At 56.2% G+C, this 17,816-nt stretch carries 14 protein-coding genes; 5 read left to right on the top strand and 9 right to left on the bottom strand.

The genetic code is table 11. The features are described from left to right. Positions 1–2: 2 nt before the first annotated feature. From fdxA to METLA_RS0111120, 3 genes are all read right to left on the bottom strand, one after another. Entirely contained in the window at positions 3–326 is a 324-nt protein-coding gene (gene fdxA / locus METLA_RS0111130) for a ferredoxin FdxA (RefSeq protein WP_024298631.1), read from the bottom strand. A gap of 143 nt (positions 327–469) precedes the next feature. After that, positions 470–1,156, bottom strand: coding sequence for a tetratricopeptide repeat protein (locus tag METLA_RS0111125; RefSeq protein ID WP_024298630.1), 687 nt, complete (start codon positions 1,154–1,156; stop codon positions 470–472). 182 nt (positions 1,157–1,338) lie between these two features. Next, a complete protein-coding gene (locus METLA_RS0111120; RefSeq protein WP_024298629.1) occupies positions 1,339–1,815 on the bottom strand; it encodes a CYTH domain-containing protein in 477 nt (158 codons plus the stop codon). 247 nt (positions 1,816–2,062) lie between these two features. On the opposite strand from METLA_RS0111120, the gene sodB reads away from it, so the two are divergent. Beyond that, complete coding sequence (gene sodB, locus METLA_RS0111115) at positions 2,063–2,644, top strand: superoxide dismutase [Fe] (protein ID WP_024298628.1); 582 nt, start codon at positions 2,063–2,065, stop codon at positions 2,642–2,644. Positions 2,645–2,899: 255 nt separating this feature from the next. Beyond that, on the top strand, positions 2,900–3,571 hold the full coding sequence (locus METLA_RS0111110) for a Bax inhibitor-1/YccA family protein (RefSeq protein ID WP_024298627.1): 672 nt from the start codon (positions 2,900–2,902) through the stop codon (positions 3,569–3,571). An 85-nt stretch (positions 3,572–3,656) separates the two neighbouring features. Here METLA_RS0111110 and METLA_RS0111105 read toward each other — a convergent pair whose 3' ends face one another. Together METLA_RS0111105 and METLA_RS0111100 are read right to left on the bottom strand one after the other, a co-directional pair. Next, the gene (locus METLA_RS0111105; RefSeq protein ID WP_024298626.1) at positions 3,657–7,118 is read right to left on the bottom strand and encodes a translocation/assembly module TamB domain-containing protein; all 3,462 of its coding nucleotides are present in this window, start codon (positions 7,116–7,118) and stop codon (positions 3,657–3,659) included. Beyond that, positions 7,115–8,926, bottom strand: coding sequence for an autotransporter assembly complex protein TamA (locus METLA_RS0111100; RefSeq protein ID WP_024298625.1), 1,812 nt, complete (start codon positions 8,924–8,926; stop codon positions 7,115–7,117). The genes METLA_RS0111105 and METLA_RS0111100 overlap by 4 nt, the downstream gene beginning before the upstream one ends. A 315-nt stretch (positions 8,927–9,241) precedes the next feature. On the opposite strand from METLA_RS0111100, the gene METLA_RS0111095 reads away from it, so the two are divergent. The 3 genes from METLA_RS0111095 (at position 9,242) to METLA_RS0111085 (ending at position 12,901) form a co-directional block, all read left to right on the top strand. Continuing rightward, positions 9,242–10,576, top strand: coding sequence for a YihY/virulence factor BrkB family protein (locus METLA_RS0111095; protein ID WP_024298624.1), 1,335 nt, complete (start codon positions 9,242–9,244; stop codon positions 10,574–10,576). 128 nt (positions 10,577–10,704) lie between these two features. After that, positions 10,705–12,261, top strand: a complete 1,557-nt coding sequence (lnt, locus tag METLA_RS0111090) for an apolipoprotein N-acyltransferase (protein WP_024298623.1) — start codon at positions 10,705–10,707, stop codon at positions 12,259–12,261. A 115-nt stretch (positions 12,262–12,376) separates the two neighbouring features. Beyond that, positions 12,377–12,901, top strand: coding sequence for a septal ring lytic transglycosylase RlpA family protein (locus METLA_RS0111085; RefSeq protein ID WP_245598782.1), 525 nt, complete (start codon positions 12,377–12,379; stop codon positions 12,899–12,901). Between the two features lie 40 nt (positions 12,902–12,941). Here the strand turns inward: METLA_RS0111085 and lspA are convergent, their stop codons facing one another. From lspA to METLA_RS0111065, 4 genes are all read right to left on the bottom strand, one after another. Continuing rightward, positions 12,942–13,421, bottom strand: coding sequence for a signal peptidase II (lspA, locus tag METLA_RS0111080; RefSeq protein WP_024298621.1), 480 nt, complete (start codon positions 13,419–13,421; stop codon positions 12,942–12,944). 8 nt (positions 13,422–13,429) lie between these two features. Then, the gene (gene ileS / locus METLA_RS0111075) at positions 13,430–16,255 is read right to left on the bottom strand and encodes an isoleucine--tRNA ligase (protein WP_024298620.1); all 2,826 of its coding nucleotides are present in this window, start codon (positions 16,253–16,255) and stop codon (positions 13,430–13,432) included. Continuing rightward, positions 16,239–17,192, bottom strand: a complete 954-nt coding sequence (gene ribF, locus METLA_RS0111070; RefSeq protein WP_024298619.1) for a bifunctional riboflavin kinase/FAD synthetase — start codon at positions 17,190–17,192, stop codon at positions 16,239–16,241. The genes ileS and ribF overlap by 17 nt, the downstream gene beginning before the upstream one ends. A gap of 222 nt (positions 17,193–17,414) precedes the next feature. Continuing rightward, the gene (locus METLA_RS0111065; protein WP_024298618.1) at positions 17,415–17,717 is read right to left on the bottom strand and encodes a hypothetical protein; all 303 of its coding nucleotides are present in this window, start codon (positions 17,715–17,717) and stop codon (positions 17,415–17,417) included. Between the last annotated feature and the right edge of the window lie 99 nt (positions 17,718–17,816).

The following is a 17,816-nucleotide window of genomic DNA, read 5'->3' as shown; positions in this document are numbered from 1 at the left end:
AATTATTTTTCCAGATATTGGGCCTTGTGTTCTTTGCCGTTCCAGTCGTCGGCTTCCGGCAGTGCGTCTTTGACGTCGGTAATGCTTGGCCATTTCTTGGACAGTTCGGCGTTCAGCGCGATAAACTGGTGTTGATCATCGGGAACTTCGTCTTCAGCAAAAATCGCATTCGCCGGGCATTCAGGCTCGCATAAGGTGCAGTCAATGCATTCATCGGGGTCGATTACCAAAAAATTGGGACCCTCGTGAAAACAATCGACCGGGCAAACATCTACGCAGTCGGTAAATTTACATTTGATACAGTTCTCTGTGACTACAAAAGCCATAATAATTTCCGGGAAAGTTGTCGAGTTATGGTCGTGAAAGGTGGGCTATGATACCAGAAACTGCGGGCCGATAGAATACCCCATAGGTTCTGTGCGGTTATGAATCAAACAGATGCGTTCGCTGAGCGGACTTGCGGCTTTGTTTAACGAACATTGGCGTCATGGGTGAATGACGCGAAGACATTGTTATCCGCATCGGATGCGGTCTGCTTAATTTTATTCAGCGCTCTTTGCGCTTCCGCCTTCAATTGATTGTCGGCAAAAGCTTGTTCGGGGCGGGCCGGCGCATTCGCGGCGTTTTCGAGATATTTTTTCGCTTCTTCCGTGCGGTCCTGCGATAACAGAAAATTACCGTAGTAGTAGTTGCTGTCGATGCCCTTCGGATTGATTTTGAGTGCGGTTTCGAGCAAGGTCTTGGCCTTGTCTTCATCGCCGAAGGCGACCGGCCATTTCGGCACCATGTAGTAAAGCGTGCCCAGCGTCACATAGGCCGAACCCTCCATGGCCTGCGGATTGATGTCGATCGCTTTTTGCAGCAGTTCCTTGGCTTCATTGACCAGCGACAACGCCGTCATCGCACTTTGGTGGTCGGCGTAGGTCGCCTTGATGACGGCTTCCCAGACAATCGGTTCGGCGGCATTCGGATGTTGTTGCTCGAGTGCCGCCGTTTTTTTCAATAGCTGCCGATAGGCATTGCCTTGTTGTGTCTTGGGCGTTTTGTAATAAATTGCCGCCCATTCGCTTTCAATCGACTGCAAGGTATTGCCGAGTGTGTCCGCAACACCTTGGTTGGAAAGTAGTAACAATGCAACAAAAGTAGTTTTTTTCATACAGCGAACTATAGAGCAAACTTTAGCGCAATTCAATCATTTTCTGAAAATTTTTCGAGCGCGCTCGGCGAGGCCGGGAAAGCAGGCCGTCAATGGTTGTTACTGCATAACAAAACAATGGCTTAGCGTTTTGTTCGGGGCTCGGAAAACCGCCTCTTCGCGGTGATTCGGCGTAAAATGGGCTAAAGATCGCACCATTCGGAATAAGGATGCAATGCCAGATTATTGTTGTAATAACGCAAATCTTCGGTGACTTCGGCGCCAAGCCAGGCAGGCTTGGCAAAAGACTGGCCGATGGCGTCGAGTTCAATTTCGGCGACGATCAGTCCTTGATTGGCGCCTTCGAATTCGTCTATCTCCCACAGATCAGGGCCGTGTTGCACATAATGGCGCGTCTTTTCGATCAACGGCTTGTTGCATAAATTGGACAGAATTTCCTGGGCATCGGCGAGCGGAATTTCATATTCATATTCAAGCCGGTGCGTGCCTATTGTCGCGCTTTTGATGTTCAGCCAGGCGCGGTGTTCGCAAATCCGGACCCGGATCGAGCTGGTCGGCTGTGAACTCAAATAACCTTGCCTGAATATTTCGGAATGCTGAATCTCGTTCCGCCAATCCTCATTCGCGAGTAAAAATTTATGTTCGACTTCTAATGCCATGCGTGCTCCTTTGCTAAAATCGGGTGGGTTTAAAGCAGCGTATTGTAAAACAACCGCAACGATAATCTGTCATCCTCCTCCTTTGCGCGGCTGGGTACATAAAAATAGACGCAAAGCGCATGCTTTACTGATTTATCACTTCGCGCTTTGTTTCGGCCTCAAGCAATGCTAAAGTATAACTGACTAAATGAATGGGGATTCCGCTTCATGGGTCGCAACATGTTCAACTGATTAAGGATTTAATTACATGGCTTTCGAACTTCCTGCTTTGCCTTATGCTAAAAATAGTTTGGCTCCGCATATTTCCGAAGAAACGCTCGAGTATCATTACGGAAAGCACCACCAGACTTATGTGACGAATTTGAACAATTTGGTTCCCGGCACCGAATTTGAAGGTTTATCCTTGGAAGAGATTGTTTTGAAATCTTCAGGCGGGATCTTCAATAACGCGGCGCAAGTCTGGAATCACACTTTTTATTGGAACAGCCTGTCTCCCAATGGCGGCGGCGAGCCGACCGGTGCGTTGGCCGATGCGATCAATGCGACTTTCGGTTCTTTCGCGAAATTCAAGGAAGAATTCACCAAAACCGCGGTCACGACTTTCGGTTCCGGTTGGGCATGGCTGGTCAAGAATGCGGACGGCAGTCTGGCTTTGGTCAGCACCAGCAACGCCGGTTGCCCATTGACCGCGGGCCAAAAACCGCTGGTGACTTGCGATGTTTGGGAACACGCCTATTACATCGACTACCGCAATGCCCGTCCAGCCTATCTGGAAGCCTTCTGGTCGTTGGTGAACTGGGAATTTGCGGAAGCAAACTTCGCGGCTTAATTTTCTCCGCTTCCGAAACCTTCTGCGCGAATGCGCGGAAGGTTTTCCCTCTCAGATCCCTCCCTCTTGCCTTTGCTCGCCGCGCATGCCGGATAAGGCGTCGCCTGGTGCAACTTCCGTGAGGCCGGCTTCAGGCGCTACGGGAGCCGAATCCATAGCGGATGAAAATTTTTCGCTTTATTCGCGCACTGAAACTCTTGTAAGATTAACCGGTCTATCATTTCGACTTTCACTTTTTCATGAGGAAAACATTCGATGAATATCAATAAAGCCGTGTTCGCACGCCCCGAATCCGAGGTGTTGACGACTAACAAAATGTTACGCAATACCTATATGCTACTGTCGATGACGCTGCTGTTCAGCGCGCTGACCGCAGGGCTTTCGATGCTGCTGAATCTGCCGCATCCGGGCATGGTGATCACGCTGGTCGGCTATTTCGGCTTGCTGTTTTTGACGACTAAACTGCGCAACAGCGCGTGGGGCTTGGTGTCGATTTTTGCGTTGACCGGTTTCATGGGGCTGACCTTGGGCCCGATCATCAATATGTATCTGCATGCCTTCACCAACGGCGACCAATTGGTGATGACCGCGTTAGGCGGCACCGGCGTCATTTTCCTCGGCCTGTCGGCTTACGCCTTGACCACCCGCAAGGATTTCAGCTTCATGGGCGGATTCCTGATGGTCGGCGTGCTGGTTGCCTTTCTGGCCGGTTTGGGCGCGATCTTCTTCACGATTCCGGCGCTGTCGCTCGCGGTTTCCGCGATGTTTATCCTGTTGATGGCCGGCATGATTTTGTTTCAGACCAGCGCGATCGTGCATGGCGGCGAAACCAACTATATTATGGCGACCGTTTCGCTGTATGTTTCGATCTATAATCTGTTCTTGAGCTTGCTGCAGTTGCTCGGCGTCATCGGCGGCGACGAATAAATAGGTTATTCCGCGGCTTTTTGCCGACAATCCCCATGCAGAGCCCCGAAATGCAAACCCGCATTTCGGGGATTTTTTTTCAGATTCAATCCTTGTCCAGCCGGTATTTCAAATCGAGTCGTTGCGATTCGCCGGTCCGGGTCTCAAGGCTGAAATCCTTGCTCAACTGCTGTTTGAGAGTGACTCCATAGCTAGTCGAAAACAGGCCGAGCGTCAGACCCAGGTAGAGGTTCGGGTTGATGTATTTGCCCAGCCGTAAGGCGGACTCCTTCAAGGTCTTGCTGTCTTCGATCTCGAACTGGTCGAAACCCAGCTTGCTGCTCAGCCAGGAAAGTTCTCCGGCGCCATAGCTCAAGGCGGCCTTGGCCAAGGCCTCGGACTCCGAACCGCTGGCGCTTTGCAGCGAGTGGCCGGTCAGCAGGTAGGCCAGGGCTTCGGATTCGGGCAGCGGAGGCCGCGACGAAACTTTCGTTTGCGGCGCTTGCAACGGGCCGGTAACGGTCAAAACGGCGGTGATGTCTTCGCCGGAGACTTTACGCGTGGCTTCGAAGTTCAGCCACGGATTATCCGGCGGCCCATTGAACAGAAATTCGCCTTTGTCTATCGTCAAATTCTGGCCGTAAGCCTTGTATTTGGCCTCCTTCATCGCCACCCGGCCCTGCATGCGTTGGGTGCCGGACGCGGCGGTATAGCGCAGTTTGCCGGTCAGTTTCGTATCGATTCCGAAACCCGAGAAACGGACATTATCTTTCAGGACGATGCCAAGGTCAGCCTGGACGTTCGCGGGCGTTTTTTGCCCGCTTTCGGCAACCTGGCCGACGATCACTTCATCGCCGCTCGGTACGACCGCATTTTCGGGCGGTTCGATCAGTTTCAAGACGGCTCTATCGATAGGGATTTCGCCGCCTGCCTGTACGGCGTTATCGGCTTGTTTGACCGTCAGGCGCGGAGAGATGCTGATTTCGGCTCCCGGCAGTTTGGCGATTTCAAAGGCGTTTCCGCTCACTTCGACTTCGGCCGGAAATCCTGCGGCTGGGTCCAGGTTGATGTGGCCGCTAAGTTGCAGTGATCCCTTGCCGGAGCCGATGCGACCGTTCAGCTCGATGCGGCCGGTTTGTCCGGCGCGGCTTAGCAGTTTGACTTCGATAGGCGAAAGGCGAATGCCGGTCGCGGGCAGGTCCAGGCTGGCATTGCCGAGTTGCAGCTGGCCGCTGACATCAGGCCGCACGGTGTCGCCGGCAAGATGCAGCTCGGCCGTCAGCCGGCCTTTCAGGTTTTGAATCTCCGGCACCAGCGCATCGACCGGCGTCAGATCGGCGATCGAGGCCTGAAGCGTGCCCGACAACCGCGATGTGTCGGTCGCCGGCGCGGGCGAGGCCGTCACTTGGGCGCTGATAAAATCGCTGCCGCTCAGACCGATACGTAAATCGGCGGCGAGGCCGTCATTCCGGTAGCGTGCACTCAGTCGCGTTGCGGACAGAGGCAGGTTCAGTTCGGCGCTCCTCTCTTGTTTGAATTGCAAGGAAGCCTTCGGTATGAAGGCCTCGGCATCGGCCGTCCAGCGTTCGCCCTCCTTGAGCGCGGACGTTTTCGCATCGAATTGACCGGTCAGGCCGATGTTTTCGGGCAGCCAGGGACCGGCCATGGCGAGGTCGATGTGGTTGGCCTCAGCCTCGGCCTGCAAGCGGCGTTTGAGACCTCCGTTTAGGGCAAGACAGAATCTTGAAGCGGCATGGGTCAGACAGTTTCTCGGCAGATTCACGGTGATGTCATCCTGACTGAAATCCGCGCGCAGGTCCCAGGGATGCTCGAGCCGCCATGTTTTCAGCCGATCATGTTCGATCGTCAATTTTGCCAGTGTGCCGTTCCAGATGGGTTTTCGGAGGCTGCCGCTCAGCGCCGTGTCGATTTTTGCGGTATCGGTGGTCAAGGCCGCCTGAAAATGATGATTGGCGAGGGAGCCGGCGCCTTGCAAGTTGAACTTTTCGACCGCTTGCCCCGCGATCTGCAAGCCTTTGATATCGAGCTCGACGGCCGAGCGTGCGGCCAATGTCTCGGCATAATCCAGGTGCATGTCGAGCCGGTCGAGCCGCAAGTCCCGGTAACGCAGCCCGGAAGCTTGCAACTTGGCGTTGATCGCGGGGCTCTGATAATCGCCGCGCACCTTGATATCTCCATTGATCGAGCCGTTAAGACCTGGCCAGACCGCGGGCAGGTTCGGCGCGTCGAGCGCAACATCGAGGTTGGATCGTTGCGCGGCCAGGATGCCGGTGGCCGACAAGCGATTATTGGCTGATTGCAGCAGCAAGCGCTCGATCTGGAGACGCTGATCGGCGAAGGCCAGTTTGCCGGCGCCTTGGATCGTGCTCTCAAACAGTTTGCCGTCGAGGGTTTCAATCTCCAGTCTGCCGGCGAGTTTATTCTCGGCGAAATTTCCGGATGCGGACGCTTGTAGGTTCAGCATGCCAGGCACGCCGGCAACAAAATCGCCGGTATTCAGGTTTGTTGCGTTGAGCCGCAGCGAAAAAGCCGATGCACCTCGCCAAGACAGCGTGCCGCTGGCGATCAGCTTGCCTTGTCGGGGACTCAATGCAAGCTGATCGAGGTTGAACGAATCGGTGTTGCCGGAACCCTTGAGACTGGCACCGAACGGCGCGGCATTTTCGATCGCCATTTCCGAAATCACTTCGATCCGGTAAGCGTCCGGCGTACCGGTCAAAGTCAGCCGGCCGTCCTTGGCCTCGGCTTGCGCCGGGCCGGTCAACGGCCATTGCAATTTTTGCCAGCGTCCCGATACGGTAAACGCGGGCGTCTCGCCACTCAGATCGAGACGGGACTGATGGGTCATTCGAAGCGCGCCATCGATGCTGCCGGACAGAGACAGTTCGTTCAGCGTGCCTTGCACCAAGATATCGCCATCGATAGACGGCATTTCCGGCCGCTTGAGCGTCCAGTTCAGCCGGCCGGACATCGGCAGTTTGTCGCTGAGTTCGGCGTCGCCCTTGACAGTCAATTCGGGCATTGCGAGCGACACATCGCGCAGCGTAAGCACTTGGTCTTGCAGGGAGGCGCTCAAGCGGAAGCGGTCGATCGTAATGTTCTGGCCGCGATTTTGATAGCGGACGCTGCGCAAATCGACCTGTTGGATGTGAATCGCGAGAGGGAAGCGCGGCAGCGAAAACGGCTCCTGCTGATCCGAAGGCGGAGAATCGGCGACTCTCTCGATCGCAAGATCGGCGCTTTCGATCGCGTCGACCGCCACTTCGCCCGCGAACAGGCGCGACGGATGCCAGGCGAAAACGAATTTTCCGAGCGTGACCCGTTCGGTATCGCTGGTGTAGCTGAGCTGGGTCAGCGTCAATCGATCGAGCAGCGTGCCGTCGATCCGCTGCACCGAAATGCCGCCGCCCGCCGCCAGTAACAGTGTGTTGATCAGCCAGCGGCTGCCCGCTTCGCTGGCGAGTAAAATCAGCAGCAACACCGGAGTGCACAAGCCTGCGGCGAGCAGTCCGGCGATGAAGCGCACGCCGGGAAGTCTGCACTTCATAATAATTGCGCTCCGGCCGCAAAATGGATCTGAAAGGAGGAGCCGGATTCATTCAACGGTACGGCGAAATCGATCCTGAGCGGCCCGACCGGCGATATCCAGCGGATGCCGAGCCCCGCGCCGACCTTCGCATCGAACGTGCCGAAGCTGTGATAGGCATCGCCGGCATCGATGAAAGCGGCTACCCCCCATTTTTCGCCGAGGAATTGTTCATATTCCAGACTCAATATGCTCAGCATCTTGCCGCCGGTGACCTCGCCTTTCGCGTTTTTGGGGCCGAGTTCCTTGTATTCGTAGCCGCGGATCGATTGGGCGCCACCGGTATAATAGCGGTAGCTTGCCGGCAGCTTGTCGAAATCGCTGACCAGGGTAGCGCCGAACTCGCCGCGGGTGATGAAGCGGCCCGACCAGGGCACGCCGGCAACCCACTTGCCGCCGGCACCGGCCTGCAGAAAGCTGACATCGGATATCACGGAATCATGCGCGCCGGCGAGAGAGACATTCAATTGATAGCCCCGGGTTTCCCTGACCTGCGAATTGCTCTGCGTGTATTGCAGACGAAGGCCCGGGACCAGCAGCCGCGAGCTGTTGTCGACATCGGCGGAACGGTAGGCTTCATAAATATAATCCAGAGAGTTGTTTAGCTTCCAGCCGCTGCTTGAGATGTGTTGCCTTTGCAGGGACAGTTTGAACTGGTCTGAGGTAAACGTGTCGGGTTCTTCATGTTTAAAGCCCGCGCCGAAGCTGAAAAAATCGGTCGTCGGATTTTGCAGCGGGATGTTGTAGCGGCTTTCCAGCGTGGATAAAACCGGCGAAACGGCCAGTTCAGCGTTCAGCGTATGGCCGCGGCGGTTCACTCTTCGATTCGTATAGGCCAGACTGAACAAGGGGCCGTAATTGGTATCGTAGCCGATGCCGACTTCATAGCGGTGCTTTTTCTGCGGCTGCAGCGCTATAGCGATCGGCACTTTCAAGCCGAGAGCATCTTCAATGGCAGGCTTGATTTCCAGGCTGCTGAAATAACCGCCGAGGCTCAAATTATTGTAAGTGTCGGCCAGTTTGCGGCTCGAATAGGGTTCGCCCTCCGTGAACGGGATGAAGCGCTGGACAAACTCCGGTTTCAGAATGTCCTGTTCGATAGTCAATTCGCCAAACGCATACCGGCGACCGGAGGCATAGGCCAGTACGATCACCGCGCTGTTGCGTTCGGTATCGACTTGAATCGCGCTTTTTTCGAATTTGGCATCGAAATAGCCGCGTTCCTGCGCCAGTGATTGCAGGCTTTTTTTGAAGGCTTCGTAGCGTCCGTGATCCAGAACCTGGCCGATCTTCAGGGGAATTTTTTTTAGCAACCGGGCAAACGCCGGGTCCGATTCCGCTTCTCCCGAAACGCGGATGTCGAGTGCCGCTACGGTCACCGGCGTCCCCGGATGAATCTCAAAATCCGCACGCCAGCAGGCGGCGTCGAAGGCAAGATGTTTTTTGACGGCCGGATGATAATGGCCGAGTGCGCGCAGCGCCTTGCCGATTTCCTTATCGGCCTGCTCGAATAAGCGTTCGACCCGCCAGCGGGGAGCGCCGCAAGGCTCCTTGATCAGGCTCAGAAAGGCGCGGACATTGTCATGCAAGGGGCCTGTGATGCCGGAAATCTTGATGGCCGGTTTGGCCGATCCGGTCACGCCAAACGGAAGGGCGCGGCGTAACAGGCCGGAAATGCCGGAGTCCGACGCCTGTGCAGGAAACAGTCCGCCGAGGATCAGCAACGTGGCCAGGATCGGGTATTTAGTCGGGCATCTGGTGATACTCATAAGCGCGAAGCACCCGAAAGTTTGCTGACAGACGTTTCGGTAGCGAATCGGAGGCGGGTGACGGAAAATAAGGCAGGCCGGGAAAAACGGCTCGAGCGTCCCCGATTGACCGGACGGGTAATAGTTCTTCGACTTCCAAAAATAATATCCGGTTTCATCCTATCACGTTTCAAATGCCTTGTGCTTCGGCATGCTATCCCGGATACAACGAAAACGGCTAAAAATCCGAACTTTTGCTTTTAAAAAGGCCTGCCGGCCATTACTATCGAGTCTGGTACGGTATTTTTTCAGCTTGCCGATAAGGAGCCCCTGGCGATGCCGAACTTCGATGCGATCAAACATTACCTGACGACTGAAATTTGGCGGGAAAATGGCGAACCTCGTTCCGATTTTTCCCAAACGATCGCCGCATTACTGCGCGGCGTGCTGATATTGATGCGGGAAGCGACCGATGGCGACTTGCGCTACCGGGCGATGGGATTGGTCTATACGACGTTGTTGTCGCTGGCGCCGCTGCTGGCGGTCAGTTTTTCGATGCTGAAGGCGTTCGGCGTGCATAACCAGCTGATGCCGTTGCTGCTGGGCCTACTTGAGCCGCTCGGCAGCAAAGGCGTGGAGATGGCCGGACAGATCATCGGTTATGTTGAAAACATCCATATCGGCGTGCTGGGCGCGGCCGGTTTGGTGGTATTGCTGTATTCGGTGGTTGCGCTGTTGAAAATCATCGAGGAATGCTTCAACCGGATTTGGCGCGTCGAGATGCCGAGAAACTGGATTCGCCGCAGCAGCGACTACCTGAGCATGTTGCTGGTCGGGCCGGTCCTGGTCGTTTCCGCGTTCGGCGTGATGGCATCGATGGCCAATACCGCCTTCGTGCAAAAGCTGATCGCGCAAGAGCCTTTCGGCAGCGCCTATTATCTGGCCGGGCTGATTCTGCCTTATCTGTTGATCATCGCGGCGTTGACCTTTCTCTATATCTTCATGCCGAATACCCGAGTCAACTTCCGTTCCGCGCTGGCCGGCGGTATCGCGGCCGGACTGACCTGGAAAATGGTCGGCTGGCTGTTCGGCATCTTCGTCGCGAAGTCGGTCAGTTATAACGCGATCTATTCGAGTTTCGCGATCATTCTCTTGTCGATGATCTGGCTCTATGTCAGTTGGCTGATCGTGCTGCTGGGAGGCGTGATTTCATTTCTGCACCAGCACCCGCGCTATCTGCTGCACAAAAACAAAAAACCGGATCTGACTCATCGTCAGCAGGAGTATCTCGGTTTCCTGATCATGTATCTGATCGGCAAGGCGTATTATGAGGGCAAGGCGCCGTGGACCTTGCATGCCTTGGCGGAGGCGGTCGAGTTGCCTTGGGAAGCGGTCCAGCACATGGTGCAGGGTCTCGAAAAATCGGGATTCGTGATCGCGATCCAGTCCGAGCCGAATGCCTATCTTCCTGCCAGGGCGATCGAAACGATCGCCCTGAAGGAGATTTACGTTTGTCTGCGTGAGTTTGACGGACAAGCGATGACCATGATGAGTCCCGGAATCGCCGAAAGCGTGCTGGATTTGGCGATTCATATCGAGAACGCGGCGCTGGCTGTTCTGGATGGGCAGAGCTTGGATGACCTGATTCATTCGACGCTGCGGAAGCCGTAAAATCAACCGGAGTGAGGAACGCTTTAGGGATAAGCGCCTTGATGTTTCTCTGAATTTTAATCCGGCTTCCGCTAAAATACGCGCTCAATTCGGCTGATTGCCTGATCTTATTGCGTTCACTCCCTGCCTTGAGACTTATTCGAGAAAACTGCAATGCTTCCCGCAACCTGTTTGGGGACGTTACCTCGCTCGTTGCCGGGGCCGTCTATACCCTGGCGTTTGCGCCTTTCAACTTCTCCTATGCCGCCTTCCCCGCGCTGGCCTACCTGTTTTTTACGGCCATAGTCTTAAGCCCGAAGCGCGCCGCCCTCAGCGGCTATTTATTCGGCCTGGGCCAGTTCGGTTTCGGCGTTTCCTGGGTCTATGTCAGTGTGCATGACTATGGCGGCGGCGGTTTGCTGGGTTCACTGTTGATTGCCGGCCTATTCGTCGGCTTTTGGGCGCTGTTTCCCGCGCTTGCGGTGTATCTCGCGACCCAGTTGCCATATAAACGATCCAGCCGTCTGCTTTTATTTCCGCTGCTGTGGGTCTTGGTCGAGTACCTGCGCGGCCGCATCGTACTGCAAGGCTTTCCCTGGCTGCAAATCGCCTATTCGCAACTGGATACGCCGCTGGCCGGCTATATTCCTGTCATCGGCGGCTACGGCACCGGCTTGCTCGCGGTGCTTTCGGCCGCAATGCTGATCGGCATTGCAAGCCGGCCCAAATCCTCGCTATGGCTTTGGGCCTGTATGGCTGGCGTATGGATCGCCGGCGGCTGGTTAAGAACGGCGGCATGGACGCAGCCGATCGGCGAGCCGATCAAAGCCGCCCTGATTCAGGGCAATGTTGCGCAGGACAAAAAATGGCTGCCCGAAACCCGGGTCGGCACGATCCTGCAATATATCCAGATGACCGAGGCGCATTGGGATTCCCAGGTGATCGTCTGGCCGGAATCGGCGGTGCCGGCGTATCTGTCCGATGTGTACGAGGCTTTCCTGATGCCGTTGGGTCAGGCCGCGAAAGCGCACCAGAGCGATTTGATCGTCAGCGTGCCGTCCTACGGCAACGCCGAAGGGGAAAAATACAATTCGGTCATTACGCTGGGCAGGGAAGCCGGGATGTACCGCAAGGTGCATCTGCTGCCTTTCGGTGAATACATGCCGTGGCAGCCGGTATCGGGCTGGATTCTGGCGCATTTCAACATGCGCCTGAGCCACTTTACGCCGGGCAGGCCGGACCAGCCTTTGCTCAGCGCGGGCGGCTACCGTTTCAGCACCTCCATCTGTTATGAGGATGCGTTTGCGGAGAATGCGCTGCGCGGATTGCCGGAGGCGGCGTACCTAGTCAATGCGACCAATGACGCCTGGTTCGGCGACTCGATCGAACCGCATCAGCATTTGCAGATCGCCAGGATGCGCGCCTTGGAAGCGGGGCGTTATCTGTTGCGCTCGACCAACACCGGCGCGACCGCGATCATTTCGCCCGAGGGGAGGGTGATCGGTCAGGCGCCGTTGTTCACCGCGGCCACGTTGACCGGCGTAATACAGCCGATGGCCGGCCTGACGCCGTTTGCGCGGCTAGGCGGGGATGCGCCGATCGCACTGTTTATGCTGGCGCTGTTGCTGGGGGTGTTGATCGAAGGCAATACGCAGGCCATCGGCGCATGTCTTGGCAAAGCGAGACGTTGCGAAGGAAAACCTTAATTCAAGAGCAAATTTAAGCCGTTAGGCGGCGTTTGTTTGTATAATCGGAAAAATATTAAGACCTCTTTTTTATTGCGGTTTTATCGTTTTGCTGCGGGGTTGCCGAGCTATGCCGATGGTCACTGATTTGCATGGGTATCAAAAGAAGGCGGTACTCTTCGGCGCCGTGTTGAGTGCGGCGCTGTTCAGCGGCTGCGCGACCAAGCCGGCCGTATCACCGGGACTGTATCAACCAAGCAGAGTCCAGCACGCCGAAAATTACCGGCACAAGGCGGCCTATAATCGGCCCTATCAGGTTCGGGGCCACACCTATTATCCGATGGCTTCGGCGGCGGGTTACAGGGAGTTCGGCATTGCGTCCTGGTATGGCTCTGAGTCGGGGAACACCACTTCGATGGGAACGCGGTTCAGGCCGCAAAATCTGACCGCTGCGCATAAAACACTGCCGTTACCCTGCAAGGTCAGGGTGACCAATCTGCATAACGGCCGTTCGGTTGATGTGGTGGTCAATGACCGAGGCCCTTTCAAGAAGGGGCGGCTGATCGATTTATCGAAAGCCGCCGCCAGACAGATAGGCATTCGCGGGATGGCCAAGGTCAAAGTCGAGTATATCGGCAATCCCACCAGCGATATTGACTGATGATTGTATCCCGGCGACGTGCCTGATTTTAAGGCAAGTTTTAGCCTTGTTCTTTTTTGGTAGAGCCAAACCAGCCGAACGATTCGGCCAGCATCAGAAACACGCCCAGATTGATCGCCGCGTCGGCGATATTGAACGCCGGGAAATGCGAGCTGCCGTAATACACGTCGATAAAGTCGATCACATAACCGTAGGCCACCCGGTCGATCAGATTGCCGACCGCGCCGCCGAGGACCAGCGCCAATGAGGCCCCGAGCAAATGCTCATGCTTTTGCAGTTTGGCGAGCCAGATCGTGATCGCCACGCTGATCGTCAGCGCCAGTCCTGAAAAAAACCAGCGCTGCCAGCCGCCGGCTTCGCTCAGAAAGCTGAACGCCGCGCCGGGGTTATGCACATAGGTCAGATTGAAATACGGCATGACCGGGACCGATTCGTACAAAAGCATCGTCGCATCGACCGCCAACTTGCTGCCCTGATCGAGCAGCACCGCGAGCAGGGTTAACCAAAGCCATTTCAACATCGGCATGGTCATGCGAATTGACGGTTTTCGCCGTCGCCGGCAATGTTTTCGACGCAGCGTCCGCATAGTTCGGGATGATCCGCATGTTCGCCGACATCATAACGCTGATGCCAGCAGCGCACGCATTTGGGCTGTTCCGACACGATCACCTTGACGCGGACGCCCGCAACGTCGGTCAGGGCCGCATCGTCCGGGCAGAACTGTTCGGCGATCACCGATGCGCCGGAGGTGATCAGCACAAACTGCAGTTCGCCGGCCAAGAGGTTCAATACGCCGAAATAGTCTTCGTTGCAATACAGTTCGACTTCCGCATTCAAGGAGGCGCCGATGTCGCCTTTCGCGCGGCTTTTTTCGAGTTCCTTGCTGACCGCGGTGCGCACCGCCATCACCTTTTGCCAGGTATCGCGGCTGATCGCGGCATCGGCGTCGAGTTGGGCCAATCCGGTATACCAGGTTTCGAGGAAAACCGATTCGCTGCGGGTGCCCGGCATGAAATGCCAGATTTCATCGGCGGTATAGCTGACGATCGGCGCAAGCCAGCGCACCAGGGCTTCGAGCACATGATACATCGCGGTTTGCGCGGAACGCCGGGCCAGGCCGTCGGTTTTCGCGGTATACTGGCGGTCCTTGACCACATCCAGATAAAAGCCGCCGAGGTCGATCACGCAAAAGTGATGCACTTTTTGATAAATCGACTGGAATTGATAAGACTCATAGGCGGCCTTGACCTCTTCCTGCAACTGCCAGGCGCGGTCCATGATCCAGCGGTCCAGCGGGAGCAGTTTGCCGGTTTCGATCAGATGCTGCGCCGGGTCGAAGTCGTTCAGATTCGACAGCAAAAACCGTGCGGTATTCCGGAGGCGGCGGTAGCCGTCGGCGGTCCGGTTCAGAATTTCATCCGATACGGTCATTTCGCCGCGGTAATCGGCCGAGGCGACCCAGAGGCGCAAGATGTCCGCGCCGAGATCCTTCATCACCGATTGCGGCGCGACCACGTTGCCTTTCGATTTGGACATTTTCTTGCCGTCCGCATCGACCGTGAAGCCGTGCGTCAACACCGCCTTGTAGGGCGCGACATCGTTCATCGCGGTCGAGGCCAGGAGCGACGACTGGAACCAGCCGCGATGTTGGTCCGAGCCTTCCAGATACAGGTCGGCCGGGAAGGTCAACTCGTCGCGGCGGTCGAGCACGCCGGCATGGGTTACGCCGGAATCGAACCAGACATCCAGCGTGTCGTTGCTCTTGTCGTAGTAAGCCGCGTCCTCGCCCAGCAATTCGGCAGGGTCCAGATCGAACCAGGCATCGATGCCTTGCGCCTCGATCTTTTTCGCGATCGGCTCGATCAATTCGACCGTGCGCGGATGCAGTTCGCCGCTTTCTTTGTGAACAAAAAAAGTAATTGGCACCCCCCAGGTGCGCTGCCGGGAAATACACCAGTCCGGGCGCCCGTTCAGCATGCTTTCGATACGCGCCTGTCCCCAGTCCGGAATCCAGTCGACCCGTTTGACTTCGGCCAGAGCGGTCTCGCGAAGATGATTCTTCTCCATCGAGATGAACCATTGCGGCGTCGCGCGGAAAATGATCGGTGTCTTGTGCCGCCAGCAATGCGGGTAGCTGTGCTGAATCGCATGGTGATGCAGGAGCTTGCCGTTCGCTTCCAGCACTTCCAGCACATGCGCGTTCGCCTTGAACACATGCTCGCCGGCGAACAGTTCGGTGTTCGGCAAAAACACGCCGTCGCCGCCCACCGGATTATCGACCGGCAGCCCGTATTTGAGGCCGGCGACATAGTCTTCCTGGCCGTGGCCGGGTGCGGTATGCACAGCGCCGGTGCCCGCATCGGTGGTCACATGATCGCCGAGGATGATCGGCACCTGGCGTTTGTAGAAAGGGTGGTGCAATAACTGGTGTTCGAGCGCCGAACCTTTGCAGTAGGCGATCACCTGCGGATTGTCGATGTCGTAGCGCGACATCGCATCCTTCAGCAGCGCTTCGGCGACGACCAGGCGTTCCTTGACGCCGTCCTTTTCGCATTGCACGACCGCGTAATCGAGTTCGGCATTCAGTGCGACGCCTTGGTTTGCGGGCAGGGTCCACGGCGTGGTGGTCCAGATCACGACCGACAGCGGGCCTTCGCCTTCGCCGACATGATGGCAATTGGCCAGGAAAGCGGCCGGATCGACCACCTCAAAACGCACGTCGATCGCCGGCGAATGTTTGTCTTCGTATTCGACTTCGGCTTCGGCCAGCGCGGAGCCGCAATCGGTGCACCAGTGCACCGGCTTCGCGCCGTGCGCGATATGGCCTTTCGCGACGATCTTGCCGAGCGAGCGCACGATGTCCGCTTCAAACGCAAAGTCCATCGTCAAATAAGGATTGTCCCAGTCGCCGAGAATGCCGAGGCGGACGAAAGCCTCCTTTTGCAGCGCGACCTGCTTGCCGGCATACTCCCGGCAGGCTTTGCGGAACGCGGCGGGGGACACCTTGATGCCGGCCTTGCCGACTTTCTTTTCGACCATCAGCTCGATCGGCAGGCCGTGACAATCCCAGCCGGGCACATAAGGCGCATCGAAGCCGGCCAGCGTTTTCGACTTGACGATGATGTCCTTCAGCACCTTGTTGACCGCGTGGCCGATATGGATTTCGCCGTTCGCATACGGAGGGCCGTCATGCAAAACGAATTTCGGACGTCCGGCCATCGCTTGACGGATCTTGTGGTACAGTTTGGATTCGTTCCAGAGCTTCAACCGTTCCGGTTCGCGCTGCGCCAGGTTCGCTTTCATCGGGAAAGCGGTCGTCGGTAAATTAAGCGTTTTTTTATAATCCATAGTCATAAGCTTTCGAATCGGCAAAAATCTTTTGGGTGATGGCCACATCTTTCTCGATTTGGGCCTTCAGTTTTTCGAGAGAATGAAAACGCATTTCATCGCGGATTTTGTGCTTGAAATGCACTTCCACATAGCGTCCGTAAATTTCCCGGTTAAAATTGAATAAATGGGTTTCGAGGATCACTTTCGAGCCGCCGTCGACAGTCGGCCGGGTACCGACGTTGGCGATGCCCTGAATGGCGTCCTCGCCGAGTCCGGTCATGGTGACCGCGAAAACGCCTTGCAGCGGCGTGTTCTTGCGATGCAATTTGATGTTGGCGGTCGGAAATCCCAGCGCTCTGCCGCGTTTTTCGCCATGCACGATGCGGCCGCAGACCGAGTAGCTGCGCCCGAGCAATTGTTCGGCCTGGGCGAGATTGCCGGCCGTCAACGCATCCCGGATCAACGTGCTGCTGACGCGGAGCCCGTCGACATAAAACGAACCGGTGTCTTCGACCGTAAATCCCCATTGCAGGCCTTTTTCCTGCAGCATCGCAAAATTGCCGCGCCGGGCCTTGCCGAAATGAAAATCGTCGCCGATCACCAGATGTTTGACGTTCAATTTCTTGATCAGAATGTCATCGATGAATTTTTCGGCGTCCAGATTCGCAAACTGCCGATTGAAGCGCATGACCAGCAAATAGTCGACCGGGAGTCCCGCAAAATCGATCACTTTTTCCCTAAGGCGCATCAGCCTGGACGGCGCGTTGTCGCCGAGAAAATATTCCAGCGGCTGCGGCTCAAAAATCATCACCACGACCGGAAGTCCTGTCGCCCGGCCTTGGGCGGCCAATTTCTCGATCACCGCGCGATGGCCCAAATGCAGGCCGTCAAAATTTCCGATCGTGAGCACGCAGCCCGGATCGAGCGGCTCCAGATGGGATAAGCCTCTGATTACACGCATGTTATACGCTTCAAACTCGCGGATGGAGTCGGCATCGGTCCTGCCGTTAAGCAGTAAGGCATGGTTTGACCTGTAACGGCGGACTCAGAAAAGGCATAAATCAGCGCTGCGTTCAATTAAAACTGCTGATTCTATCATGATTAGCGTGGCAGGGTAGGTGCCGGATACGATTTCGGGCCTTCCGCCGAGGGGCGAAATGCGTCGCCCCTCGGCGTGGTTTGACTATTTGGCTGCCGGAGCGCTCGGTGCCGCATCCGGGGCGGGCGTTGGAACCGGGGCCGGGGCGGGCGCTACGATTTGTGCCGGAGTTTCCTTCAACTCCTTTGCTTCTTTTTCGCGCTTCAGCCCTTCGCCGTAGAGGGTGACGGTAATCATGATCAAGACCGGGGTGATCATCGCGATCATAAAACGCGTGGGCTCTTTCAGGAAAAAAAGCGGCCATTTCGGTTTGATCATGCCTACGACGAAGAAAATAAGCGTAAACGCCGCCAACTGAAAAGAAAAATTTACTAAATCATTTACCATAGTGAGTTGCCTGTAAAAACGAGTAAAAGCCGAGAGTTACGGGGTGCATGATTCCCGCGGGTTTGCAACCCGCTACTATACCATTCCAAGGCGCCGAAA

The sequence above is a fragment of the Methylomicrobium lacus LW14 genome, assembly GCF_000527095.1.
Classification (GTDB): domain Bacteria; phylum Pseudomonadota; class Gammaproteobacteria; order Methylococcales; family Methylomonadaceae; genus Methylomicrobium; species Methylomicrobium lacus.
Note: the sequence above shows the minus strand (reverse complement) of the source record. Positions and strands in the feature narration are given on the sequence as shown.